Origin of the sequence: Pseudomonas sp. KBW05, assembly GCF_003852405.1 — a bacterium.
Taxonomy (GTDB): Bacteria; Pseudomonadota; Gammaproteobacteria; order Pseudomonadales; family Pseudomonadaceae; genus Aquipseudomonas.
In genome coordinates, this window is the sequence record NZ_QAJM01000003.1 from 240770 (window position 1) to 266032 (window position 25263).

23 protein-coding genes are annotated in these 25263 nt (G+C 60.6%); 11 read left to right on the forward strand and 12 right to left on the reverse strand.

The genetic code is table 11. The features are described from left to right. Positions 1 to 37 precede the first annotated feature (37 nt). From DBR46_RS03140 to DBR46_RS03150, 3 genes are all read left to right on the forward strand, one after another. A complete protein-coding gene (locus DBR46_RS03140) occupies positions 38 to 646 on the forward strand; it encodes a biliverdin-producing heme oxygenase (protein ID WP_124524992.1) in 609 nt (202 codons plus the stop codon). 168 nt (positions 647 to 814) lie between these two features. Then, positions 815 to 1216 (forward strand): YbaN family protein, encoded by a 402-nt coding sequence (locus DBR46_RS03145; protein WP_124524993.1) that lies wholly within the window; start codon positions 815 to 817, stop codon positions 1214 to 1216. Between the two features lie 136 nt (positions 1217 to 1352). Beyond that, entirely contained in the window at positions 1353 to 3491 is a 2139-nt protein-coding gene (locus DBR46_RS03150) for a methyl-accepting chemotaxis protein (RefSeq protein WP_124524994.1), read from the forward strand. A gap of 153 nt (positions 3492 to 3644) precedes the next feature. On the opposite strand, the gene DBR46_RS03155 is transcribed toward DBR46_RS03150, so the two are convergent. Beyond that, on the reverse strand, positions 3645 to 4208 hold the full coding sequence (locus DBR46_RS03155) for an NAD(P)H nitroreductase (protein WP_124524995.1): 564 nt from the start codon (positions 4206 to 4208) through the stop codon (positions 3645 to 3647). 139 nt (positions 4209 to 4347) lie between these two features. On the opposite strand from DBR46_RS03155, the gene DBR46_RS03160 reads away from it, so the two are divergent. The 3 genes from DBR46_RS03160 to DBR46_RS03170 are packed head-to-tail and all read left to right on the forward strand — an operon-like array spanning position 4348 to position 7971. Next, positions 4348 to 5775 carry a di-heme oxidoredictase family protein gene (locus tag DBR46_RS03160; protein WP_124524996.1) on the forward strand — a complete coding sequence of 476 codons (1428 nt, stop codon included), beginning with the start codon at positions 4348 to 4350 and terminating at the stop codon, positions 5773 to 5775. 31 nt (positions 5776 to 5806) lie between these two features. Beyond that, complete coding sequence (locus DBR46_RS03165) at positions 5807 to 6871, forward strand: imelysin family protein (protein ID WP_124524997.1); 1065 nt, start codon at positions 5807 to 5809, stop codon at positions 6869 to 6871. A gap of 2 nt (positions 6872 to 6873) precedes the next feature. Then, the gene (locus tag DBR46_RS03170) at positions 6874 to 7971 is read left to right on the forward strand and encodes a DUF1513 domain-containing protein (protein ID WP_124525073.1); all 1098 of its coding nucleotides are present in this window, start codon (positions 6874 to 6876) and stop codon (positions 7969 to 7971) included. Between the two features lie 60 nt (positions 7972 to 8031). On the opposite strand, the gene DBR46_RS03175 is transcribed toward DBR46_RS03170, so the two are convergent. The 5 genes from DBR46_RS03175 to colR all read right to left on the reverse strand — a co-directional run bounded on the left by DBR46_RS03175 (position 8032) and on the right by colR (position 11805). Next, positions 8032 to 8259, reverse strand: coding sequence for a hypothetical protein (locus DBR46_RS03175; RefSeq protein ID WP_017738089.1), 228 nt, complete (start codon positions 8257 to 8259; stop codon positions 8032 to 8034). Then, the gene (locus DBR46_RS03180; protein WP_124524998.1) at positions 8256 to 8975 is read right to left on the reverse strand and encodes a lipopolysaccharide kinase InaA family protein; all 720 of its coding nucleotides are present in this window, start codon (positions 8973 to 8975) and stop codon (positions 8256 to 8258) included. The genes DBR46_RS03175 and DBR46_RS03180 overlap by 4 nt, the downstream gene beginning before the upstream one ends. Positions 8976 to 8979: 4 nt before the next feature. Continuing rightward, positions 8980 to 9660, reverse strand: a complete 681-nt coding sequence (locus tag DBR46_RS03185) for a class I SAM-dependent methyltransferase (RefSeq protein ID WP_124524999.1) — start codon at positions 9658 to 9660, stop codon at positions 8980 to 8982. A gap of 191 nt (positions 9661 to 9851) precedes the next feature. Beyond that, a complete protein-coding gene (locus tag DBR46_RS03190) occupies positions 9852 to 11132 on the reverse strand; it encodes a HAMP domain-containing sensor histidine kinase (RefSeq protein WP_124525000.1) in 1281 nt (426 codons plus the stop codon). After that, complete coding sequence (colR, locus tag DBR46_RS03195) at positions 11122 to 11805, reverse strand: two-component system response regulator ColR (protein WP_026136965.1); 684 nt, start codon at positions 11803 to 11805, stop codon at positions 11122 to 11124. Before colR ends, DBR46_RS03190 begins: the two co-directional genes overlap by 11 nt. A gap of 201 nt (positions 11806 to 12006) precedes the next feature. On the opposite strand from colR, the gene DBR46_RS03200 reads away from it, so the two are divergent. Beyond that, positions 12007 to 13956: an LTA synthase family protein gene (locus tag DBR46_RS03200; protein WP_124525001.1), complete on the forward strand. Its 1950-nt coding sequence runs from the start codon at positions 12007 to 12009 to the stop codon at positions 13954 to 13956. Between the two features lie 244 nt (positions 13957 to 14200). Here DBR46_RS03200 and groL read toward each other — a convergent pair whose 3' ends face one another. From groL to DBR46_RS03225, 5 genes are all read right to left on the reverse strand, one after another. Then, positions 14201 to 15844 (reverse strand): chaperonin GroEL, encoded by a 1644-nt coding sequence (gene groL / locus DBR46_RS03205; protein WP_124525002.1) that lies wholly within the window; start codon positions 15842 to 15844, stop codon positions 14201 to 14203. Positions 15845 to 15894: 50 nt separating this feature from the next. After that, positions 15895 to 16191 carry a co-chaperone GroES gene (gene groES / locus DBR46_RS03210; protein WP_124525003.1) on the reverse strand — a complete coding sequence of 99 codons (297 nt, stop codon included), beginning with the start codon at positions 16189 to 16191 and terminating at the stop codon, positions 15895 to 15897. Between the two features lie 246 nt (positions 16192 to 16437). Then, positions 16438 to 16914, reverse strand: coding sequence for an FxsA family protein (locus DBR46_RS03215; RefSeq protein WP_124525004.1), 477 nt, complete (start codon positions 16912 to 16914; stop codon positions 16438 to 16440). Positions 16915 to 16980: 66 nt separating this feature from the next. Then, positions 16981 to 17712, reverse strand: a complete 732-nt coding sequence (locus DBR46_RS03220; protein ID WP_124525005.1) for a HugZ family protein — start codon at positions 17710 to 17712, stop codon at positions 16981 to 16983. Positions 17713 to 17818: 106 nt separating this feature from the next. After that, positions 17819 to 18826: a DUF481 domain-containing protein gene (locus tag DBR46_RS03225; RefSeq protein WP_124525006.1), complete on the reverse strand. Its 1008-nt coding sequence runs from the start codon at positions 18824 to 18826 to the stop codon at positions 17819 to 17821. A gap of 154 nt (positions 18827 to 18980) precedes the next feature. On the opposite strand from DBR46_RS03225, the gene DBR46_RS03230 reads away from it, so the two are divergent. From DBR46_RS03230 to DBR46_RS03245, 4 genes are all read left to right on the forward strand, one after another. Continuing rightward, a complete protein-coding gene (locus tag DBR46_RS03230; protein ID WP_124525007.1) occupies positions 18981 to 19334 on the forward strand; it encodes an MGMT family protein in 354 nt (117 codons plus the stop codon). A 43-nt stretch (positions 19335 to 19377) separates the two neighbouring features. Next, the gene (locus DBR46_RS03235) at positions 19378 to 20910 is read left to right on the forward strand and encodes an AmpG family muropeptide MFS transporter (protein ID WP_124525008.1); all 1533 of its coding nucleotides are present in this window, start codon (positions 19378 to 19380) and stop codon (positions 20908 to 20910) included. 201 nt (positions 20911 to 21111) lie between these two features. Further along, the gene (locus DBR46_RS03240) at positions 21112 to 22827 is read left to right on the forward strand and encodes a proline--tRNA ligase (RefSeq protein WP_124525009.1); all 1716 of its coding nucleotides are present in this window, start codon (positions 21112 to 21114) and stop codon (positions 22825 to 22827) included. Between the two features lie 20 nt (positions 22828 to 22847). Then, the gene (locus DBR46_RS03245) at positions 22848 to 23801 is read left to right on the forward strand and encodes a hypothetical protein (protein WP_124525010.1); all 954 of its coding nucleotides are present in this window, start codon (positions 22848 to 22850) and stop codon (positions 23799 to 23801) included. A 130-nt stretch (positions 23802 to 23931) separates the two neighbouring features. On the opposite strand, the gene dinB is transcribed toward DBR46_RS03245, so the two are convergent. Next, complete coding sequence (gene dinB, locus DBR46_RS03250; protein ID WP_124525011.1) at positions 23932 to 24990, reverse strand: DNA polymerase IV; 1059 nt, start codon at positions 24988 to 24990, stop codon at positions 23932 to 23934. Positions 24991 to 25263 lie beyond the last annotated feature (273 nt).

A 25263-nucleotide genomic window follows, 5' to 3' on the forward strand; every position in this document is an offset into this window, starting at 1 on the left:
GAGCAACAAGGCGCTCCCCCTTCTCAAGGACTTTTTCATGACCGCTTCTCCTACCGCAGAACGCCCAAGCCTGCGCTCCCAGCGCCTGAACCAGATCACCAACGAACCGCACACCAAGCTCGACGCCCTCGTCAAAGCCCACGCGCCGTTCGAAACCCAAGCCAACTTTGCCCGCTTCGTGGTGGCGCAATACCTGTTCCAGTCGGAACTGGTGGCCCTGTACAACGATGCCGAACTGATCAAGATCGTCCCGGACCTGGCCGCACGCTGCCGCGCCGACGCCGCCAAGCTGGACCTGGCCGACCTCGACACCGACGTGCCCGCCCCTGTCGCCGGCGCAGTGAAAGACCCGAGCAAGGCCGAAGCCCTGGGCTGGCTGTTCGTGTCCGAAGGTTCCAAGCTGGGCGCTGCGTTCCTGATCAAACGCGCCGTGGGCCTGGGCCTGAGCGAAACCTTCGGTGCCCGTCACCTGGGCGAGCCGGCCGGTGGTCGTGCTGAAGGTTGGAAGAGCTTCACCCGCACCCTCGACGGCCTGGAATTCAGCGCTGAAGAAGAAGCCGCCGTGGAAAAAGGTGCAGTGGATGCGTTTGTGCGCTTCACCGTTTTGCTGGAACAGGCGTACGCTACGACCCCAGAACTGGCCTGACTCCCAGATTGAAATACAATTTAAATGTGGGAGCGGGCTTGCTCGCGAAGGCGGCAGATCAGTCAACTCATTCTGTGACTGACCCACCGCTTTCGCGAGCAAGCCCGCTCCCACATTTGGCTCTCATTTCAAGCTGATTTTTTGCTTTATCTTTTTTTGCGCAAACCTATGACCGGCAAAACCCAATCCACCTCGAAAATCGCCCGGATCCTCTTCGGCCTGCTGGCCTACGTCAGCCTGGGCATTGGCTTGGTGGCGATTGTCATACCGGGTTTGCCCACCACCGAATTCATCCTGCTCGCCGCCTGGGCCGCCACCAAAAGCTCACCGCGCCTCAGCGCCTGGCTGGAAAACCACCGGTTGTTCGGGCCGATCCTGTTCAACTGGCGCAACGGCAAGATCATCGCCCGCCGTGCCAAGGTCAGCGCCACCGTGAGCATGCTGCTCTGCGCCGGGCTGATGCTGGTGATGCTCGACCATGGCTGGCCGATCTACCTGGCAATTGCCGGGATGAGCCTGGGCAACCTGTGGATCTGGTCGCGCCCGGAGCGGCTCGCACGGCCCGCATAACGCTGCGCGTAGGAGACTTCCTACCGCTCATCGCCTCCCTCTCATGAAACGCCCCTCTGCGCCGATGCCAAAGACATAGCGCCGAATGGACTTGGCCGTGCTCCGTATACCAACAAGTCCATTCGCGAGTGAACCTATGTTCGACACCCTCTCCATCCGCTTGAAAATCGTGCTGTTGTCCGGCCTGTGCCTGTTGGGCGTGATTGCCCTGGTCGTCGGCGTCAACCTGTACGAGGCCGATCAGAACAACCATCTGGTCCGCGACTCAAGCTCGCGAATGCTCACCGACAGCGTGCAGGACTTGTTGCAGGCCAAGGCCGCCGAACAGGCGGTGCAACTGCAGAAAACCTTTGGCGAAAACCTGCAGGCGGTGACCGCCCTCGCCGACCAGGTCAAAGACCTGCGCGCCCTCGCCAGCCAACGTTCGCTGGAGCCCGGCGCCCTGCGTGAAGCCCTCAACCAGAGCGTCAAGACCGCCTTTGAGCGCAACCGCAAGGCCCTGGGCATCTGGCTGTCGTTCGAACCCAACGGGCTGGATGGCAAGGACAGCGAATTCATCAACGACAAGGCCCGCGTCTCCAACGAGAAAGGGCGTTTCTCCACCTACTGGAGCCGCGCCGGCGGCGAAGGCTTGAACACCATCATGGTCGAGGACGACCTGACCAAGACCAGCCTCAACCTCAGCGGCACGCCCTACAACATCTGGTACACCTGCCCACGGGACACCCGCAGCGTTTGCCTGCTGGACCCGTACGCCGATGAAGTGGCGGGCAAGTCGATGCTGATGAGCACCATCTCCCTGCCGCTGATCGTCGACGGCAAAGTCATCGGCGTGGTCGGTATCGACATCGCCCTCGACACCCTGCAAGCCACCACGGACGTCGCGCAAAAAGAATTGTTCGACGGCGCCGCACACCTGGAAGTCCTCTCCAGCACCGGCCTGATTGCAGCCTACAGCGGTGAGCCAGGCCGGGTCGGCAAAAACCTGGTCGACATCCTCGGCGCCGAAGGCAAGGAGATCGTGCAACTGCTGGCCAACGGCACGCGTACGATCCGTGAACAGGACGACACCATCCGTGCCGTGTACCCGGTCAAGCCGATCGCCGATGCCAAATCCTGGGGCGTGCTGATCAAACTGCCCAAACACGTGATGCTGGCTGACACGGAAAAACTGCAAACCCTGCTCGACAAAGCCCAGGACGCCGGTACCTTCAAGGCCCTGCTGGTCGGCGCCGCCGCTGGCCTGCTGGGCTTGCTGCTGATCTGGCTGACCGCCACCGGCGTGACCCGCCCGATCAACAACGTGGCCGCCATGCTCAAGGGCATTGCCAGCGGCGACGGCGACCTCACCCAACGCCTGGCCTATAGCAAAAAAGACGAACTGGGCGAATTGGCAAACGGGTTCAACGCCTTCCTCGACAAGCTGCAACCGACCATCGCGCAGATCAAGCAAAGCATCACCGAAGCGCGCGGCACCGCCGACCAGTCCTCGGCCATCGCACGCCAGACCAGCGAAGGCATGCAGGTGCAGTTCCGCGAAATCGACCAGGTGGCCACCGCCTCCAACGAAATGAGCGCCACCGCCCATGACGTCGCCAACAGCGCGTCCAACGCCGCCAGCGCGGCACGGGGCGCCGATCAGTCGGCGCGTGAAGGCATGTCGATCATCGAGCAAAGCACCCGCGACATCACCACCCTCGCCGAAGAAGTCAGCAAGGCTGTGGGCGAAGTCGAGGCGCTAGCGGTGAACAGCGAGCAGATTGGCTCCGTGCTGGAAGTGATCCGCAGCATTGCCGAGCAGACCAACCTGCTGGCGCTCAACGCCGCCATCGAAGCGGCCCGCGCCGGCGAAAGCGGGCGTGGGTTTGCGGTGGTGGCCGACGAAGTGCGCAACCTGGCCAAGCGCACCCAGGATTCGGTGGAGGAAATCCGCGTGGTGATCGAACGCATCCAGAGCGGCACCCGTGGCGTGGTGGCGACCATGCATTCGAGCCAGACCCAGGCCCAGAACAACGCCGGGCAGATCCATCAGGCGGTACAGGCCCTGGGCAAGATCAGCGATGCGGTGACGGTGATCAGCGACATGAACCTGCAAATCGCCAGCGCCGCCGAACAGCAGAGCGCCGTGGCCGAAGAGGTCAACCGCAACGTCTCGGCGATCCGCACCGTGACCGAGACCCTCACCGGCCAGGCCACCGAATCGGCGGCCATCAGCAGCCAGTTGAATGCACTGGCCAACCAGCAGATGACGTTGATGGATCAGTTCAGGGTTTAGTTCGCAATCCCAAGAAAAATGGAACTCCCCTATGGGTAAGGGGCTTGTGTGGGAGCGGGCTTGCTCGCGAAAGCGGTGGATCAGTCAGAGATGAATTGGCTGACACGCCGCCTTCGCGAGCAAGCCCGCTCACACACTGAGATCACCTTGGCCTTAAAGACCAGGCCAGGCCTGCACAAACGCCGCCACATCTTCCTTCGCCGCCGTCCGCGGCGGGTTCTGCGGCGTACCCAGGTACAGGAAGCCAATCACTTCCTCACCTTCTGTCAGCCCCAAGCCCTTGGCAACGTGGGCCGAGTAGGACAATTCACCGGTGCGCCACACAGCCCCAATCCCCTGGGCATACGCCGCCAGCAAAATACCGTGGGCCGCGCAGCCGGCCGCCAGCAACTGCTCGGACTTCGGCACCTTGAAGTGTTCCTGCAAACGCGCAATCACCACCACCACCAACGGCGCACGCAACGGGCCGTTCTGGGCCTTGTCGATCACGGCTTGCGGGGCGTCGGCGTCTTGCAGGCGCGCGGCCTCGGCCAACAACGTGCCCATCTGTTCACGAGCGGCGCCTTCCACCGTGAGGAACCGCCACGGGCGCAGTTGGCCGTGGTCTGGCGCACGCAGGGCGGCGGCGAACAGCACGTCGCGCTGCGCCTGGGTCGGTGCAGGTTCCAGCAGGCGCGGCACGGAAACACGGTTGAGCAAAGCGTCGAGAGCCTGCATTGGCCACCTCCAGAAAAAAATGTGCGGCCATTCTAGCGGGAATGCAGCGCCCCCCACCAAACGATAATTGCTCTTATTCCTTACGCCCTGCCCTGTTAGACTTTGCCACCTTATTTTTGCCCTTCGTTCAGGAAACTCGATGTCCCGTTGGCTTTTTCGCCTGTCCGCTGCCTTCCTGGCCTTGAGCCTGACTGCCTGCGACGACGCGCCCCGGTTTACCAAGGCCGAGCCGGGTGAATCGCGGGCGGGCGGCGCGGCGACCGTGAACAAGCGCGACCAGAACGCGTTTTCCCTGCCCTCGGCCAACCTGTCACCCACCCGCCGCCTGGATTTCAGCGTCGGCAACAGCTTCTTTCGCAGCCCCTGGGTGATTGCGCCGTCCACCACCACGGCGCGTGATGGCCTGGGCCCGCTGTTCAACACCAATGCCTGCCAGAACTGCCATATCAAGGACGGGCGCGGCCATCCGCCGTTGCCCGACGCGGCGAATGCGGTGTCGATGTTGGTGCGCCTGTCCATTCCGGACACCCCCGCCTACGCCAAGACCATCGAGCAGCTTGGCGTAGTGCCCGAGCCGGTCTACGGCGGGCAATTGCAGGACATGGCCGTGCCGGGCGTGCCGCCAGAGGGCAAGGTGCGGGTCGATTACACACCGGTCAACGTGACGTTCAAGGACGGCACCGTGGTCGAGTTGCGCAAGCCAGACCTGCAGATCACCCAGCTCGGCTACGGCCCGATGCATCCAGATACGCTTTTTTCCGCGCGCATTGCCCCGCCGATGATCGGCCTGGGCTTGCTCGAAGCCATCAGCGACGCCGATATCCTGCGCAACACTGACCCCGAGACGGCCGACCCAGAAGCCATCGTTGGTCGGGCGAATTGGGTGTGGGATGATGCCCAGCACACCACCGTCCTCGGACGTTTTGGCTGGAAAGCCGGGCAACCGAACCTCAATCAACAAAATGTTCACGCGTTTTCTGGTGATATGGGCCTCACCACGTCCCTGAGACCCTTTGATGACTGCACTGATGCCCAAGTCGCCTGCAAACAGGCGCCCAACGGCGATGGCCCCGTTGGCGAGCCGGAAGTCAGCGACAACATCCTGCGCCTGGTGCTGTTCTACACCCGCAACCTCGCCGTGCCGGCGCGGCGTGGCGTCAACACGCCCGAGGTGCTCGCCGGGAAAAACCTGTTCTACCAAGCCGGTTGCCAGGGTTGCCACACGCCCGCGTTCACCACGGCGGCCAATGCCGCCGAACCTGAACTGGCCAGCCAGGTGATCCGCCCCTACAGCGACCTGCTGTTGCACGACATGGGCGAAGGCCTGGCCGACAACCGCAGCGAATTCAAGGCCGGTGGTCGCGACTGGCGCACCGCGCCGTTGTGGGGCATCGGCCTGACCCAGACCGTGAGTGGCCACACCCAGTTTTTGCATGACGGCCGCGCCCGCAACCTGCTGGAAGCCGTGCTGTGGCACGGCGGTGAGGCACAAGCGGCGCAGCAGCATGTGTTGTCCTTTAATGCCGAACAGCGCGCTGCGTTGCTGGCGTTCCTGAATTCTTTATAAGCTTCGCCCCAATTACCGAAGGGAGCTTTACATGTTCCGTCCCAAGTTGTTGTTCACCAGCCTCGCCGCCCTCGCCCTGGGCGCCTGCTCGCCGCAAGACCCACAAGCCGTGACCTCGGCGGCCATCGCCAAGCAAGTGATCCTGCCGACCTACAGCCGTTGGGTCGAAGCGGACCGCCAACTGGCCGTCAGCGCCCTGGCCTACTGCCAGGGCAAGGAAAGCCTGGACACCGCCCGCGCCGACTTCCTCCACGCGCAAAAGGCCTGGGCCGAGCTGCAACCGCTGCTGATCGGCCCGCTGGCCGAGGGCAACCGTTCGTGGCAGGTGCAGTTCTGGCCGGACAAGAAAAACCTCGTCGGTCGTCAGGTAGAACAGCTGGTCACCGCCCAGCCGCAGATCGATGGCGCCGCGCTGGCCAAATCCAGCGTTGTGGTTCAGGGCCTGTCGGCTTACGAATACATCCTCTACGACGCCAAGACCGACATCGCCGACGAAGCACAGAAGGCCCGCTACTGCCCGCTGCTGGTCGCCATCGGTGACCGCCAAAAGGCCTTGGCCGAAGAGATCCTGGCGAGCTGGAACAGCACCGACGGCATGCTCGCGCAGATGAGCAAGTTTCCGAACCAGCGCTACGCCGATTCCCACGAAGCCATCGCCGATCTGCTGCGCGTCCAGGTGACCGCACTGGATACCCTGAAGAAGAAACTCGGCACGCCGATGGGCCGCCAGACCAAGGGTATCCCGCAGCCGTTCCAGGCCGATGCCTGGCGCAGCCAGTCGTCCCTGCAAAGCCTCGAGGCCAGCCTCGCCGCCGCCCAGACCGTATGGGTCGGCGTCGACAACAAAGGCCTGCGTGGCCTGCTGCCATCTGATCAGAAGCCGTTGGCCGACAAGATCGACGCCGCCTATGCCGCGTCGCTGAAACTGTTCGCCAGCAACCAGCGCACCCTCAACGAACTGTTGGGTGACGATGCCGGGCGCCAACAGCTCAACGACCTCTATGACAGCCTCAACGTCGTCCACCGCCTGCACGAAGGCGAGCTGGCCAAGGCGCTGGGCATCCAACTGGGCTTTAACGCCAACGACGGTGACTGATGATGCTCAGGCGACAGGCTTTGGCCGTTGGCAGCGTGCTGCTTAGCGCCCTTACATTGGGTGGCTGGACGCTGTTCAAGCAGAAGGACAAAGGCCCGCTGCTGCTGTCGGCGCGGGATGATGGCGACGGCAAGCACTACGCCGTCGGGTTTCGCCTGGACGGCAAGCAGGTGTTTGCCACCCAGGTCGGCCAGCGCTGCCACGACATCATCAACCACCCGACGCTGCCGATTGCGCTGTTTGTCGCCCGTCGCCCGGGGACCGAGAGCTACCTGATCGACTTGCGCGACGGCACGCTGCTGCAAACCATAACCTCCCATGTCAATCGCCACTTCTATGGCCACGCGGTCATTCACAAGAGCGGCGACTGGCTGTACACCACCGAGAACGACACGTCTGACCCCGGCCGTGGTTTGCTCGGTGTGTACAAGTTCGAAGGCGAACGGCTGGTGCACAGCGGCGAGATTTCCACCCATGGCATTGGTCCGCACCAGGTGTCATGGATGCCCGACGGTGAAACCCTGGTGGTGGCCAACGGCGGCATTCGCACCGAAGCCGAAAGCCGCGTCGAGATGAACCTCAACGCCATGGAGCCGAGCCTGGTGCTGATGCACCGCGACGGCACGTTGATCAGCAAGGAAACCCTCGGCCAGCAGATGAACAGCGTGCGCCACATGGGCATCGCCAGCGATGGCACCATCCTCACCGGGCAGCAGTTCATGGGGCCGTCCCAGGAGCGTTCCGAGTTGCTCGCGATCAAGCGGCCCGGGCAACCGTTCGTGGCGTTCCCGGTGGCCGATGAGCAGTTGCAGGCCATGGGGCACTACACCGCCAGCGTCGCTGTGCACAGCGAGTTGCGCCTGGTGGCGTTGACCGCGCCGCGGGGCAATCGCTTCTTTATCTGGGACATGGACAGCCTTGAGCTGCGCCTGGACGGGCCGCTGCCGGACTGTGCCGGCGTGGGCGCAGCGGCGGATGGGTTTGTCGTCACGTCCGGCCAAGGCCGTTGCCGTTTCTACGACTGCCGCCAAACACCGTTGGTGGCAAAACCCTTGGAATTGCCGGCAGGGCTGTGGGATAACCATCTGCATCTGGTCTGAAGCCAACGCACAAAAAAAGGCCTCGCATTGCGAGGCCTTTTTTATGGGGTTTGAATCGTTTCAACTCTGCGGCCTCATGCCTTGGGACATGCCAAACATAAACAACAGCAACTCATGATCAGGCTTGACCGCCGTACTCGCCTTGGCGACACGCGGCAGCAAGCACTGCGCGCTGCCTTGCACGGCACTGAGGACTTGTGTGCGAGGTTGCTCCCATGCGGCCAGGGCCAGCGCTGCAACGCCCATCGCCCCCACCAGAAACAAACCTCGTGCTATTTCTAGCTTCATCTGGTTAAACCCTTGATAGCGCTGCCAAACGCCGTCTCGTAAAAGTAGCTGAGTTTGTTCCAGTCGGCGCTGTTCCACGACGAATGGCGCCGCAGTTGCTGCATATCGTGGGAAGCCGCGCGATAAGCGGTCAACCGTTGCCGGCATTTCTCGAAATCCAGCAAGGCAATGTCGACGTTGGCCGAGTCGCCAGTACCGGTGACGCGCACAAAGACGTGCTTGGCATACAGGCAACCGTGCTGCCAGCGGCCCTTGTGCATACGCACCAATGTCCCGGCCAACTCCTTGAGCACACGTTCGTGGACCAATTCGCCGTACTGTTCGCGGCCACCGGCGGCGTACCAGTTTTCGATTTCATCGAAGCCGTCCAGGGCCGCCGTCACCAACAGGGCTTTCCATTGGTGCTCTGGGTCGCGACGCGCCCCGCAAAACACCAGGTCCGGCACCCGCACATCGAGTGCGCGCAGGCCCTTGAGTGCGTCACGCTCGCGCAACACAGTCGGGCGCCCGAAGGGATGCAACCAGCTGCGGTAGATATGCCCGGTCTGGCGCTTGCTGTAGAGCAAGCGGCCATTGGGGCCGGTCACCCGCTGCACACCACTTTCACCGCCGCGCCGACGATTGGGTTCCTCGACCCACTCACCCTGCTGGCGCCAGAAAAAATCGAACTTCTCTTCGGGAGCTACATGACTGCCTACTACGCACTCAACTGCCATCCTGTTACCTCTTTCTCAATACATACACTCGCCACATGGCGTAGAGCGGCATGAAGTCCAGAGATTCCTGAACGCGGAAACCGGCCTGCTCGAATTCGTCTTCAACAGTAGCAGCTGGTAACACAAAGCGATTTTGGTAACCGTCCTGCTCACTTTTCCCCTGACGTTTTGCTTCGAGGCGCTTACGTTTCCATGCCTTGAAATTGCCATCGACCCACAGCGAAAGGATCACGCTGTCGCGTGTAACACGCTGAAACTCTCGCAATATCGCTACCCGGTGCGCCGGGTCACCAATGTGGTGCAACAAGCGCATGCAGAAAATGCTGTCCACCGAGTTATCCGGCAAATCGATATCGAAGGCAGATGTCTGCAAGGGCCGTACCCGTTTCACCACATCGGCGGGTTGAGCGGCCATCGCGACCTTCAACATCGACTCGGAATTGTCCGCGCCGATAATCACGCGGTTGGGTTTTTCGGCCAACAGCGGCCAGAAGCGCCCCGCGCCGCACGGCAGGTCCAGCACCAGGCCAGGCTCACCAGCCATGGCCAACGCACCACGGGCCAATTGCTCATCGCGTTTGTGGGACAGCCGGCGCGCCAGATTGTCCTTGTGCTTGAGCAAATATTCCTGGGCGTGCTGATCGTCGTACTTATCGGAAAATTCGAGCTTGATCGGGGTAGACATCAACGGATCTCCAGTTACTGATGCCTACAACCTTAAACATCCAACTGTGATCATCCGGTCAACCCTTTGTGAAAAACTTGTCCTGTCTAATCCCATACATTTCAAGACTTTACCGACACATTCAGTATCATGTAGCCATCTTCGGCGAAAATCAGCACCAGCTTGCCGCAGCATAACGGCAAGCCGGGCCTTCAGGACTTGACCTGGCTCAGCTCAACGTGAAAGCGACAGCCGTTGGGTTCCATGGTGCTCAGGCTGACGCTCCAGCCCTGGTTCTCACAGATCCGTTGCACCAGCGACAGGCCCAGGCCAAGGCCTTCGCCGCGCTTCTCGCTGCCACGCACAAAGGGCTCGAACATGGCTTCGCGCTTGTCTTCCGGGATGCCCACACCTGAGTCCTCCACCACGAAACCTTCCGGCTCCAGTGTCAGGCGGATAAAACCGTGCTCGGTGTAGTGCAGGGCATTGCGCAGCAAGTTACCCATGACGGCGTGCAGGAAGGTGGCGTTGTAGCGCGTATCCAGCGGGTTGCCCGGCTGATAGATCAGCTCCAGGCCTTTGCGTTCGATAGGCTCGCGCCAGATGCCGAGCAGATCGTCCGCCACCAGCTCCAGCGTGGCCTGGGGCGACATGCTGCCATCGTCGTGCTGGGCGCGGGCGAGCATGAGGAAGGTCTGCACCAGCTCGCGCATTTCTTCACAGGCGCGGGCGATACGTTCCACCTGATTGCGCCCGCGCTGGTCGATGGCCGGGTTTTCCAACAGCAGTTCGCAGGAGCTGGCCAGGACCATCAACGGCGTGCGCAATTCGTGGCTCACATCACTGGTGAACAACTGCTCGCGGGATAACGCCTGGCGCAGGCGTCCCAGGGTGGCGTCGAACGCCACGGCCAGTTCGCCCACTTCATCGGCCGCGTAATCCGGCGCCAGGGGCGGTGCCAGTCCGAGCAATTGGTCGCGGTGGCGCACTTGGCGGGCCAGGCGCACCACCGGTGCCATCACTTTGCGCGCCAGCACCCAGCCGAGGAACACCGCGAGTGCCAGGCTGAGCACAAAGCCCACCAGCACCACGGCGAACAGCACGCGTTCGCGTTCTTCAAAATCGCTTTGATCTTGCAGCAGCACGTAGCGCCGGCCATCCACCACTTCGACCATGGCGTGATATGACAGCGCCTCACGGAACACCTCATGGAAGCCCGGCTCCAAGTGGCGCAAATCCTTGGGCAACTCGAAATCCCCAGGGCCGCCGCTGAAATAAAACAGCTGGTCCGGCTCCGGGCGGTGGTTCCAGTCCTCGACGCTGTCCATCAGCAGCAGGCGTTGCAAGTCACCGCCCAGGCCCGCCGAGATCAGCTTCTCCTCCACCAGGTGTACGGTGGCGACGATGCCCATGGCGAAGGCCCCCGCCACCAACGCACTCATCAAGGCAAAGGCGATGATGATCCGTTGGGCAAGGCTTTGCTTAAACTCCATCACGCCCCTCGGCCAGGCGATAACCGACGCCGTGCACCGTTTGCAGCAACGGCTTGGCGAACGGTTTGTCGATCACTTGGCGCAATTGGTGGACGTGGCTGCGCAGGCTGTCGCTGTCCGGGCAGTCGTCGCCCCACAGGGCTTCTTCAAGGATTTCGCGACGCAGGACGTGCGGGCTCTTTTGCATCAGCACCGCCAGCAATTTCAGGCCGACCGGGTTGAGTTTGAGCAGGCGCCCTTCGCGGGTGACTTCCAGGGTATCGAGGTCGTAGCTCAGGTCAGCCACTTGCAGGGCACGGCGGCCGCCACCCTGGGCGCGGCGCAGCACGGCTTCGATACGTGCGGCCAATTCCGACAGGGCGAAGGGTTTGAGCAAGTAGTCATCGGCGCCGGACTTGAAGCCCTGCAGCCGGTCATCCAGTTGGTCGCGGGCGGTGAGCATGATCACCGGCGTGTCGCGGCGCGCGTCTTCGCGCAGGCGTTTGCACAGAGTGTAGCCATCGATGCCGGGGAGCATGATGTCGAGCACGATCAAGTCGTAATGCTCGGTGGCGGCCAGGTGCAGGCCCGACAAACCGTCCTGCGCACAGTCCACGGTATAGCCTTTGAGCCCCAGGTAATCGGCCAGGTTGGCCAGAATATCGCGGTTGTCTTCAACCAATAGAATTCGCATGGGCAGTGTCTCCGTACGCGGTAACGGCCGTGTTGGCTCGCGCAGCTTAAGGCCAAGTGTGGCTCAGGGATAGGCCTGCAAGGCCCATCGATACAGGTTTTCAACTGATTTATCAGCTGAACGAGTTTTTCACTATAGCTTCACAAACTGACTACAGCGTCAGGCCGAAGATCCCCGCCCATTGATCTTAGGAAAATACATATGGGCTTTCTGAAAACAGCGCCTATGCGCTATTTGCTGTTGGTAACCGGTGCCTGGCTCACCGTTTTCCTGCTCACGCGTGGCGTGTTGCTCATCACTCATCTGGACGAAGTCAGTGGCAACCTGCTGCCGGTATTTGGCGTGGGTCTGCTGTACGACCTGGGCTTCCTCGCCTATGCCGCCCTGCCGCTGGGGTTGTATCTGCTGCTGTGCCCGCCTGCGCTGTGGCGTCGCCGGGGCCATCGCTGGTTCCTGCAAGCGGTGCTGACGGTCAGCCTGTTCGCGATGCTGTTTACCTCCGTCGCCGAATGGTTATTCTGGGATGAGTTCGGCGTGCGCTTCAACTTTATCGCCGTCGATTACCTGGTGTATTCCGACGAGGTGTTGAACAACCTGCTGGAGTCCTATCCGATCGGCAAGCTGCTCAGCCTGCTGGCGATGCTGGCGATTGTGTTGAGCCTGCTCCTGCGCAAGCCCTTCAACGCGGCTATGAACGCACCACTGCCACCCCTGCGTGGGCGCCTGTTGAATGCGTTGGGCCTGTTGGTGGTCGCCGGCCTCAGTCTGCAACTGATAAGCCAGGACAGCCCACGCACCCAGGGCGGCAACGCCTACAACAACGAGCTGGCCAGCAACGGCCCGTATCAGTTCTTCGCCGCGTTCCGCAACAACGAACTGGACTACCCGCAGTTCTACAAAACCCTGCCCACCGAGGTGATCGCGAAGCAACTGCGTGCCGAGCTCAGTGAGCCCAACGCGCGCTTTATCGGCAAAGACCTGCTGGATATCCGCCGGGCCATCGACAACCCCGGCACGTTGCGCAAACCCAACATCGTGCTGGTGACCATCGAAAGCTTCAGCGCCAAGTACATGGGCAGCAATGGCGATGAGCGCAACCTCACGCCGAACCTCGATGCACTGCGCAAGCAAAGCCTGTACTTCAATAACTTCTACGCCACCGGCACGCGCACCGACCGTGGGCTGGAGGCAATTACCCTGGCGATCCCGCCGACGCCCGGCCGCTCGATCGTCAAGCGTATTGGCCGCGAAAGCGGTTTCGCCAGCCTCGGCCAGCAACTCAGCGCCGTCGGCTACGACAGTGTGTTCGTCTATGGCGGACGTGGTTACTTCGACAACATGAACGCGTTTTTCAGCGGCAATGGTTATCGGGTCGTGGACCAGAGCAGCGTGCCAGAAGCGGAAATCTCGTTTAAAAACGCCTGGGGCATGGCCGACGAAGACCTCTATAAACAAACCCTGAAACTGGCGGATGCCGATTACGCCAAGCAGCAGCCGTTCTTGCTGCAACTGATGACCACCTCCAACCATCGCCCCTACACCTACCCGGACGGGCGCATCGACATCAAATCCGGCAACGGCCGCGATGGGGCGGTGAAGTACACCGACCACGCCATCGGTGAGTTCCTTGCCGCGGCACGCCAGAAACCCTGGTTCGATAACACGATCTTTGTGTTTGTGGCCGACCACACCGCTGGCAGCGCGGGCAAGGAAGACTTGCCGATCACCAACTATCAGATTCCGCTGTTCGTCTATGCGCCTAAGCTGATCGACGCCCGGGAAAGCGCGCAACTGGCCAGCCAGATCGACCTGGCGCCGACACTGCTGGGGTTGATCAACCTGAGCTACGAGTCGACGTTTTTCGGCCGCAATCTGTTGCAAGACAATCCACTGCCACCGCGCGTGGTGGTTGGCAACTATCAGCACCTGGGCTTGTTTGACGGCAAGGACCTGGCGATTCTCAGCCCACGCCTGGGCTTGCGCCGCCACGACCAGGCACTGGGTGAAAGCCAGGAGTTGCGGGTGGGCAGTGATGATCCGTTGATTCAGCGGGCGATTACCTACTATCAGGGCGCCAGTTATGGGTTCAAGCAGCAGTTGTTGAGCTGGAAGGGTGCCAAGGAGGCGAGTCCGCAGTTGAGCGAACGCTAAGGCTGGCTTGTGGGGAGCTAGCTTGTGTGGGAGCTGGCTTGTCGGGTCGCCGCATCGCTGCGATAGCATCACTTCGGCTCTACTGATACACCGAGTTGCCTGCATCGCAGGCAAGCCAGCTCCCACATAACCCGGTTCCCACAGTTTGATGGGTGAAGCATTCAAGAGACTGGCCTCAAGCCATAAAAAAGCCCCGCCTGCATCACTGCAGGCGGGGCTTTTTCAGTACGGGGGTAAAGCTGGCTTACATCATGCCGCCCATGCCACCCATGCCGCCCATGTCTGGCATGCCGCCGCCAGCGCCTTCAGCCTTTGGCTTGTCAGCAATCGCAACTTCGGTGGTCAGCAGCAGACCAGCGATAGAAGCGGCAGCCTGCAACGCCGAACGGGTCACTTTGGTTGGGTCCAGGATACCCATCTCAACCATGTCACCGTATTCGCTGGTTGCGGCGTTGTAACCGTAGTTACCTTTACCGTTCTTCACTTCGTTGACCACAACACTTGGCTCGTCGCCGCTGTTGGAAGCGATCTGACGCAGTGGCGATTCAACGGCACGACGCAGAACAGCGATACCAACGTTCTGGTCAGCATTGTCGCCTTTAAGGTCAACCAGGGCTTCCAGAGCACGGATCAGCGCAACACCACCGCCAGGTACCACGCCTTCTTCAACGGCTGCACGGGTAGCGTGCAGGGCGTCTTCAACGCGGGCTTTCTTCTCTTTCATTTCTACTTCGGAACCAGCGCCAACCTTGATCACTGCAACGCCGCCGGACAGCTTGGCCAGGCGCTCTTGCAGTTTTTCACGGTCGTAGTCGGACGAAGTTTCGGCAACCTGAGCGCGGATCTGGGTGATGCGCGACTGGATGTCAGCTTCAACGCCAGCACCGTCAACGATGATGGTGGCTTCCTTGGAGATGGTCACACGCTTGGCGCTGCCCAGGTTTTCCAGGGTGGCGCTTTCCAGGCTCAGGCCGATCTCTTCGGAGATAACGGTACCGCCGGTCAGAACCGCGATGTCCTGCAGCATGGCCTTGCGACGGTCGCCGAAGCCTGGAGCCTTGACGGCTGCGACTTTAACGATGCCACGCATGTTGTTCACAACCAGAGTCGCCAGGGCTTCGCCTTCAACGTCTTCGGAAACGATCAGCAGTGGACGGCCGGCTTTGGCAACGGCTTCCAGTACTGGCAGCATTTCGCGGATGTTCGAGATTTTTTTGTCGACCAGCAGGATCAGCGGGCTTTCCAGCTCGGCAACCATGGTGTCTGGCTTGTTGACGAAGTACGGGGACAGGTAGCCACGGTCGAACTGCATGCCTTCTACAACCGACAGTTCGTTTTCCAGGCCAGTGCCTTCTTCAACGGTGATCACGCCTTCTTTACCGACTTTTTCCATGGCTTCGGCAATGATGTCGCCGATGGAGTTGTCGGAGTTGGCGGAGATGGTGCCTACCTGAGCGATTGCCTTGGTGTCAGCGCAAGGCTTGGACAGGTTTTTCAGCTCGGCAACAATGGCGATGGTCGCCTTGTCGATGCCGCGCTTGAGGTCCATCGGGTTCATGCCGGCAGCGACGGCTTTCAGGCCTTCGTTGACGATCGACTGAGCCAGAACGGTAGCAGTGGTAGTACCGTCGCCTGCGTCATCGTTGGCACGGGAGGCAACGTCTTTGACCAGCTGCGCGCCCATGTTTTCGAAACGGTCTTCCAGTTCGATTTCTTTTGCGACGGAAACGCCGTCCTTGGTGATGGTCGGAGCGCCGAAGCTCTTCTCGATAATCACGTTACGGCCTTTCGGGCCCAGGGTCGCTTTTACTGCGTCAGCCAGGATGTTGACACCGGTGAGCATTTTTTTACGGGCGGAATCGCCGAATTTAACTTCTTTAGCAGCCATGATCGATATTCCTTAAATACTTTGTAGTAACGGGAAAATGAGCGGGGAAATCAGTCTTCCAGAACGGCGAGAATCTCGTTCTCAGCCATGACCAGCAGATCTTCGCCATCAACTTTCACAGTGTTGCTGCCGGAGTAAGGGCCGAATACAACCTTGTCACCGACTTTAACGGCCAGCGCACGCACGTCACCGTTTTCCAGAGTCTTGCCTGGGCCTGCAGCGACGATCACACCGTGGTTGGCTTTTTCAGCAGCCGAACCTGGCAGAACGATACCGCCAGCGGTTTTCTTTTCTTCTTCGCTGCGCTTGATAACGACGCGGTCGTGCAGAGGACGAAGCTTGCTCATTGTCGATCTCTCCTAATTGTGTTTTTCATCGGCCGGTATCAGTACCGGCGGGTTGTATTCCGGCTGTGCCGGTCACGCCTCGCCAAGCAAGACGCGGAAGTCTGTCTGGTGTCGCCACCAGAAACCTTGCGGTGACCGTTACATAAGGGCGCATAAGCTTATTACAAGGGGCCTCGGCGGAAATTTTTTACCTGTGCCGACGCCTGAAAGCAACACGGCACCCGAAGGTGCCGTGCCAGTGAAGCGTTATTTACTGTCGCAGTGTTCGAACTCGCCTTCGATCACATCACCTTCACGCCCCAGCGGTTGGCGCGGGGCCGGGCCGCCACGGGGTTGCAGGTCGTCGGCGAACGCGCGTTGGCGCAGTGCAGCCTCTTCGGCACGTTGGCGCATCTTGCCGGCGAGCAGCTTGCGGGAGAACGGCAGCAACAGCAGCAGGCCGATCACGTCACTGATGAAACCTGGCAGGATCAACAGGCCACCGGCCAAGGCCATCATCAGGCCCTCAAGCATGGTCTGGGCTGGCAGCTCGCCACGATTCAGGCTTTCACGGGCACGCAGTGCCGTGGCCAGGCCGGCGACGCGCAGCACCAATACGCCAAGCATCGAGCCGAGAATAATCAGCAGCAATGCCGGGAAAAACCCGATCGCACTGCTGACTTGAACAAAGACGAACAGCTCCAACACTGGAAATAGCAGAAAGAGCAATAAAAAAGGGCGCATCAACTGGTTCCTCAACGCAAGAATGCCTTGCTAGTCCACCTTAGATGACGTCGCCGTTTCGTGAATTCAAGCGCTGGCTGCAGTTTTTTTCGGCCAGACCTCGGCGTGAGCCAATGAAACCAGGGCTTCGCGCACTTGTGTCGGCGTGTTGCAAGACTCTGCAAAAGGCAGCCAATGCAACGACTGGCCGACACGCAAGTGCATGCCTTCACTGTCGATGCCGGCCAACTGCGCGGGCTCGCGGGTGGGCAAGCCGGTCAACGCGACGTAGTGGGCGATGGCCTTGGTGTGATCGCTGTTCATGTGTTCGATCATGCTGCGCTCAGCCTTGCCGGCAAACGGGTTGGCCAAGGTAAGTTGATCAACCCAGTGAATCGCGCCAAACCCGCCGATGTAGCGATGGCGTACCGGCTTGAGCACCCAGAAATCAAAGTCATGGGCCTTGTGGTAGTTGGCCGAGTCGGGGAAGTAGCGGTAATAACGCTCTGCCGCCGCGTCGATCGCAGCCGGGTCTTCGATCTTCTCGGCTTCCCCCAGGTAGGTCAGGCGCCCTACCGCCTGCACGTCATCCGCCTCGCGCTCGCCGACCAGCAGCGAGCACTTGGGGTCTTTTTGCAGGTTATGGGTGTGCTGGGCGATGCGGCTGATCAGGATCAGCGGCCGGCCCTGCTCGTCAAGGCAGTAGGGCACCACTGAGCCGAAAGGAAACCCGGGCATGGCCTTGGACAGTGTGGAGAGAGCCCCACGGTATTCCTTGAGCAATAGCTCTCGGGCGTTCTTGGCAACCTGTGCGCTCAACGTATGACTCCTCGGGGTATTCAGCCGCCCATACATATGGGAATGGATCTCAACACAAGGTAATCAATATCCGCAGAGGTTGCCAAGCAGGTTTTGTTCGACCTTGTTACCAGGCCACGCCAAAACCAGCGGTGTAGCGGGTCTTGCTCAAGCTGCTGTCGGAATCACCACTGATGATGTCGCGCTCGGCCTTGAGGTTGAGGGACGCCCATTCGGTGACTTTGTAGCGCAGGCCCATTTCCGCATCCAGGGAGTAGTCGATCGGCCCATCGACCGGTTTGCCCAATTCCCCTGTGGTGAAGAATTCAACGGTCTTGCCCACCAGGTAGCGGTTGTAGTTCCACTTCATGGCCAACGAGTAGAAATGGTCTTTGCCGCCCTCGGAATACTCGTAATCGGTGCGGTTGACCAGGGAACCGAGGGAGAACGCGCCCAGTTCATCATCCCAGAACTGGTAGCCCGGGCCGGTACCGACGGTGCGCTGGCGGGACAGGTCTTCAACCTTGTCACGCTTGTAGGTCAGACGGCCCTGCCAGAACCAGTGCTCGGTGATAAACCGGTCCAGGTCATATTCCAGCGCCCAGTTGTCGGTAGTGGTCACGTCATCCTGGAACTCGCGGTTGTACTCGCCCTGCCCGGTGTGGCGCCACAGGCCATGACGCGCGGTGGTCTTGAAGTCGATGTCGTAGTCGTTGGTGTCTTTTTCCGCACGCTTGTAGTCCAGCGCCAGATCGACATTGCCCTTCCACACCAGGTCTTCGATCACCGGCTTGGGCTTGATGATCTGCTGGATGCTGGCCAGGTCGACGGTTTTCGGTGCCTCGCCATTGGCCAGCACCACCTTGCCGTCATCCGCCGCTTTCAACGACTTTGCCTTCTCGCCGGTGTACGCGTCCTGCTTGACCAGCAACTCCTGGTCGCTCTCCAGGGTTTTCACCTGTTTCCAGTCAATCGGGATGGCCCCTGCGTAGTCGGTCTGAATCAGCAGCTTGCCACCGTCGAAGACTTTGATCTTGCCGCTCAGGCGGTCACCGTTCTTCAACCAGACGGTGTCAGCCAGCAAGGGCGTGGAGGCGCTGAAAACAGCAAGGCACAGCAGGGTTCTGGACAACATAAGCGGATTCGGGGCTCAGGATTGGCGAAAAGGGCGCGTTATCGTGTTAGATAGCTAGGACTGACTCAAGGATTAAAATTGAGTTCAATTCTCATCGGCATGTTTACAGACGTTTCTTACAATCAGACCGAAGATACAAACGGATGCGCCCACAGTGAATCAACTCGCCGACACCCCGCAAAGCCCCGCCGAAATGCGCCGCACGGCGCTATACCTGACGCTGGCCCAGGTGCCCGAAGGCTGCGTGGTCAGTTATGGCGAGCTGGCGCACCTGGCCGGACTGGGCCGCGCGGCGCGCTGGGTCGGGCGCACGTTGAGCCAGTTGCCGCAAGACACGCGGTTGCCCTGGCACCGAGTGCTGGCTGCCGGTGGTCGGATAAGTCTGCCGGTGGGCAGTGCCTCGGGCGACGAACAACGTGCGCGTTTACGCAGCGAAGGTGTCAGTATCCTGAACAATCGCGTGGATATTCAGCGTCATGGCTGGCGCCCGGTAGAGCACAGCGGTTAGAGTGCGCGCTTTGTTTTCGCAATCCTGAGGCAGACTCCAGCCCATGCCCCGTAAAACCTGGCGCGCCGCGCTCGCCGCCTATGCCAGCCCCTCGACATTAGTCCTGTTGTTGCTCGGCTTCGCCGCCGGCTTGCCTTACATGTTGGTGTTCTCGACGCTTTCGGTGTGGCTGCGTGAGGCCGGTGTGGCCCGCGAGACCATCGGCTATGCGAGCCTGATCGGTCTGGCGTACGCCTTCAAATGGGTCTGGTCGCCGCTGCTGGATCAGTGGCGCCTGCCAATCCTCGGCAAACTCGGACGTCGACGTTCGTGGCTGGTGCTTGCCCAGTCGCTGGTGATTCTCGGATTGATCGGCATGGGTTTCTGCGATCCGCAGAAACACCTGTCCTGGCTGATAGCTATCGCGGTGGTCGTGGCCTTCGCGTCTGCCACCCAGGATATTGCGGTGGACGCCTACCGCCTGGAAATTGCCGACGACAGCCGCCAGGCCGCCCTGGCTGCCAGCTATATGTCCGGCTACCGCATCGCCGCCCTGCTGGCCACCGCTGGTGCGCTGTTCTTTGCCGAAGGTTTCGGCTCTACCGGTTTCAACTATCAACACTCGGCGTGGCTCGGCACCTATGTGCTGTTCGGCGTACTGATGGTGCCGGCGCTGCTGACCACCCTGTTCATGCGCGAACCCAATGTGCCACTGCGCACCCAGTTGCAGGCCGGGCGCTACAGCTTTGTGCACCAGTTGGTCTCGGTGTTCGTGCTGATTGTGCTGCTGGTGTCGGTGCCGGCGATGTTCACCCAGCTGTACAACACCGATTTCGAGAGCGTGCTGTTCCACGGCATGAGCCTGTGGGACCTGTTGATGGACGACCGCGCGTTCCTGCGGGCCATCCTCTATATCACCCTCACCGCGCTGTGCCTGTCGGCCATGGGCCGCCGCGGCCTGGCGCCGGTGCTGACGCCGGTCAACGACTTCATCCTGCGTTACCGCTGGCAGGCGCTGCTGCTGCTCGGGCTGATTGCCACCTACCGCATGTCCGACACAGTAATGGGCGTGATGGCCAACGTGTTCTACATCGACCAGGGCTTTACCAAGGACCAGATCGCCGGGGTCAGCAAGATCTTCGGCCTGATCATGACCCTGCTCGGCGCCGGCATGGGCGGCTTGCTGATTGTGCGGTTCGGTATCTTGCCGATCCTGTTTATCGGCGGTGTGTTCTCGGCGGGCACCAACCTGCTGTTCGTGGCGCTGGCCGATATGGGCCCGGACCTGCAGATGCTGATTTTCACCATTTCCCTGGATAACTTCAGCTCGGGCATGGCGACCTCGGCGTTCGTCGCCTACTTGTCGAGCCTGACCAACCTGAAGTTCTCCGCCACCCAATACGCCCTGCTCAGCTCGATCATGCTGCTGCTGCCGCGCCTGATCGGCGGGTATTCGGGGGTGATGGTGGAGAAGTTCGGCTATCACAACTTCTTCCTGATCACCTGCCTGCTGGGGGTGCCGACGTTATTTCTGATTGCGTTGCATTGGTTCCAGGAGAACCGGCGGGCGCGGTTGAATCCACCGCAAGAAGACTGACCCTGTGGGAGCGGGCTTGCTCGCGAAGGCGGCGTGTCAGACGACATCTTTATCAACTGACAGACTGCATTCGCGAGCAAGCCCGCTCCCACACAAGCCTGCTCTCACATATTCCTCTGCATTCTGATACCTGTACTCCGGCTGCCCACGCCCGTACAATCCCAAGTCATTTCAAGTCCAAGCAACCGACAACGGCCTACCATGCGTACCAGTCAATATTTGCTCGCCACACAGAAAGAAACGCCTTCCGACGCGGTTGTGATCAGCCATCAGCTGATGCTGCGCGCCGGTATGATCCGCAAACTGGCCTCCGGCCTGTACACCTGGCTGCCCATGGGCTTGAAGGTGATGCGCAAGGTCGAAGCCATCGTTCGCGAAGAAATGAACGCCGCCGGCTCTCTGGAAGTGTTGATGCCGAGCACCCAACCGGCTGAACTGTGGCAGGAATCCGGGCGCTGGGAAGAGTACGGCCCTGAGTTGCTGCGCTTCAAGGATCGTCATGGCCGCGATTTCTGCGCCGGCCCGACCCACGAAGAAGTGATCACCGACCTGATGCGCAACGAGCTGAGCAGCTACAAGCAGCTGCCGCTGAACCTGTATCAGATCCAGACCAAGTTCCGTGACGAAATCCGCCCACGCTTCGGCTTGATGCGCGGCCGCGAATTCATCATGAAGGATGCCTATTCGTTCCACGCTGACCAGGCGTCCCTGCAGGTCACCTACGACCGCATGCACACCGCCTACTGCAACGTGTTCACGCGCCTGGGCCTGAAATTCCGCCCGGTTGAAGCGGACAACGGTTCCATCGGCGGCGCCGGCTCCCACGAGTTCCACGTACTGGCCGAATCCGGCGAAGACGATATCGTGTTCAGCAACGGCTCCGACTACGCGGCGAACATCGAGAAAGCCGAAGCCGTGCCACGGGAAACGTCCCGCGCCGCACCGACCGAAGAGCTGCGCCTGGTGGACACCCCGGAGACCAAGACCATCGCGGCCCTGGTGGAAAAATTCAATCTGCCGATTGAAAAGACCATCAAGACCCTGATCGTGCGCGCCGAAGAAGAGGGCAAGCTGATCGCTCTGGTGATCCGTGGCGACCACGAACTCAACGAAATCAAGGCAGCCCAGCAACCTGGCGTGGCCAGCCCGCTGGTCATGGCCACCGATGCCGAATTGCGCGACGCCATTGGCGCTGGCGCCGGCTCCCTCGGCCCGCTGAACCTGCCGCTGCCGATCATCATCGACCGTTCGGTCGAGCTGATGAGCGACTTCGGCATCGGCGCGAACATCGACGACAAGCACTACTTCGGCGTGAACTGGGAACGTGACCTGCCGGTTCCAACCGTGGCCGACCTGCGTAACGTCGTGGCTGGCGACCCAAGCCCGGATGGCAAGGGCACCCTGGAAATCAAGCGTGGCATCGAAGTCGGGCACATCTTCCAGCTGGGCAACAAGTACAGCCAGGCGATGAACTGCAAGGTGCTGGGCGAAAACGGCAAGCCGGTGATCCTCGAAATGGGTTGCTACGGTATTGGCGTGTCCCGCGTGGTTGCCGCTGCCATCGAGCAGAACAACGACGCAAACGGCATCATCTGGAGCGACACCCTGGCGCCGTTCCAGATCGCCCTCGTGCCCCTGCGCTACGAAACCGAGCAAGTACGCGAAGCCACCGACAAACTGTATGCCGAACTGACGGCCGCCGGTTTTGAAGTGCTGCTGGATGACCGGGACAAGAAAACCAGCCCGGGCATCAAGTTCGCCGACATGGAACTGATTGGCATCCCGCACCGGATCGTGGTCAGTGACCGCGGCCTGGCCGATGGCAATCTGGAATACAAGAGCCGGACCGAAGCCGAAGCCCAACCGTTGCCGGTGGCTGACGTGCTGTCTTTCCTTCAGGCGCGTATTCGTCGCTGAAAACCAGATCAAGAGAAGTCATGTTCAAGCGAAACACCAGAGCCCTGGGGGGCGCCGCCTTGTGCGGCGCCCTGCTGGTCAGCGGCTGCGCCAACCAGATGTCGCAACGCAGTGAGCACGAGGAGCGGGTCGAGCGTAAGTTGCTCGACCACAGCCTGCAGATCGATGTAGGCGAACCTAAAGTGCTGGAGCTGCCGCAACGCCGGGTGCGCATTCACGAGCAGAAGACCTTTGAGGTCACCGAGTTCGAAGTCACCCGTCGTTACGACCGCTACACCCCCTACCAGCCCTGGCGCAAACTCTATGAGATGCCTTTGGGTGCCGTAGCCCTGGTGGCCGGCGCGGGCGCCAACGTGGTGAATATCTTCGCCCTTGGCAACCTGCCGACCAGCGTTACCCGTGACTGGCTGGCTTATGGCGTGGACGGTCTCAACCCGTTCATGAACGTGCAGTCCCATGGCCGAGCGCAACAGAACCTGGCGGGCATTGATGAAGTCCAGCGCGACAAGCGCGTGGAGTATTCGAGCCTGCCCTGGAGCGAGCGCCCGGTACAAGTCACCGCCGGCAAGCAAACCCACGAGCTGAGCACCGATCGCAACGGCGTCCTGCGCCTGAACCTGTTGGACAGCCCGTTTGCCGAGCAGGACCTGAACCGCATCACCACCCTGAAAATCAGCGTGGAAGATGGCCAGGACGACGTACATTCGGACTCGACCCTGGCGATCAGCAGCACATTGCGCGGCAAGCTGCTGGAAGCCCACGGCCTGATCTACGACGACCTGGAAGATGACGAGGTGAACCAGTGGGTGCACCGGGTCAAGCGCTTGTCGGAGTTGGGGTTGGAAGAGGAAGCCAGCGAGCTGGAGCAGAGCTTGATTGAACTGACTCGCAATGATCCCGAGTTGCAGCAGGAATTTTTGCAGGCGCTGACCAAGGATGCAGGGCGACTTGTCGCCGATCCCGGCGCTCGCTGAAGTCTCAAGCCTGCTGAAGATCTAAATGTGGGAGCGGGCTTGCTCGCGAATGCGGTGGTTCAGTCACAAATTTAGTGACTGACACTCCGCTTTCGCGAGCAAGCCCGCTCCCACATTTGGTTTCCGGTTTCTACCAAGAAAATTCGAGCTGTTCGTTGCCGCTGCTTAAATCCAGCAGCCGCACACCAATGCCTAATAGCCGCACCGGCTTCCCACCCCGATTAAACGCCTGCGTCAGCAGCTGTTGATAACTCTCCAGATCCCGCCCTGCCCCCGCCTGTTCCAGGGTCGTCTGGGTAAAATCATGAAACTTCACCTTAACGAACGGCTTGCCCGCACGGTAGCTGCTATCGATACGCGCCATGCGCCCAGCCAGGGTTTCCATCAATTCAGGCAGTTTCGCCAGGCAACTTGAGAGATCCGGCAGGTCCACATCGTAGGTATTTTCCACACTGATGGATTGCCGGCGACTGTCGTTGTGCACCACCCGGTCATCAATCCCACGCGCCAGGCTCCAAAGCCGCTCGCCAAAGCTGCCAAATTCGCGCACCAGCGCCAGCTTGTTCCATTCGCGCAACTGCAAGCAGTCTTCAATACCCAGGCGCGCCAGTTTATCCGCCGTGACTTTGCCCACGCCGTGCAATTTGTTCACCGACAATTGGGACACAAAGTCTTCGACCTGGTCCGGGGTAATCACGAACAGACCGTTGGGTTTCTTCCAGTCACTGGCGATCTTGGCGAGGAACTTGTTCGGCGCCACGCCAGCGGAGACGGTGATGTGCAACTGATTGGAAACCCGGCGCCGGATATCCTGGGCAATGCGCGTGGCGCTGCCGCCGAAGTGCGGGCAGTCGGACACATCCAGGTAGGCTTCATCCAGCGACAACGGCTCGATCAGGTCGGTGTAGTCGCGAAAGATCGTGTGGATTTCCTTGGACGCTTCCTTATAGGCATCCATGCGCGGCTTGACGATGGTCAGGTCCGGGCACAGCTTCAAGGCGTGGCGTGAAGACATGGCCGAACGCACCCCATACGCCCGCGCTTCGTAGTTGCAGGTGGCGATCACTCCGCGCCGGTCAGCCGAGCCACCCACCGCCAGCGGCTTTTGCGCCAGGCTCGGGTCATCACGCATCTCGATGGCGGCGTAGAAACAGTCACAGTCGACGTGGATGATTTTGCGCTGCGTCATATAAACAGAAGGTTGATTCAACGGATGGCCAGTATCGCATCCACCCCTGTATATAGCACCAGTAGTTTGAATCTTCGGCTTGAGCGGTAGGAAAACTCACGGATGAATTTGTTTTCTCAATCGAATTGAGCGCCCCAATAGAGCTGAAACCCTTGGCCAGACTGGCCCAGAGCCATTCACACAAGTGTCTTATAGCGCTAACCGATTGAACCACAAGCGCTTTTTTTCGAATAAGCGGTTGACACCCCGGCGTTCCTCTGTAGAATGCCGACA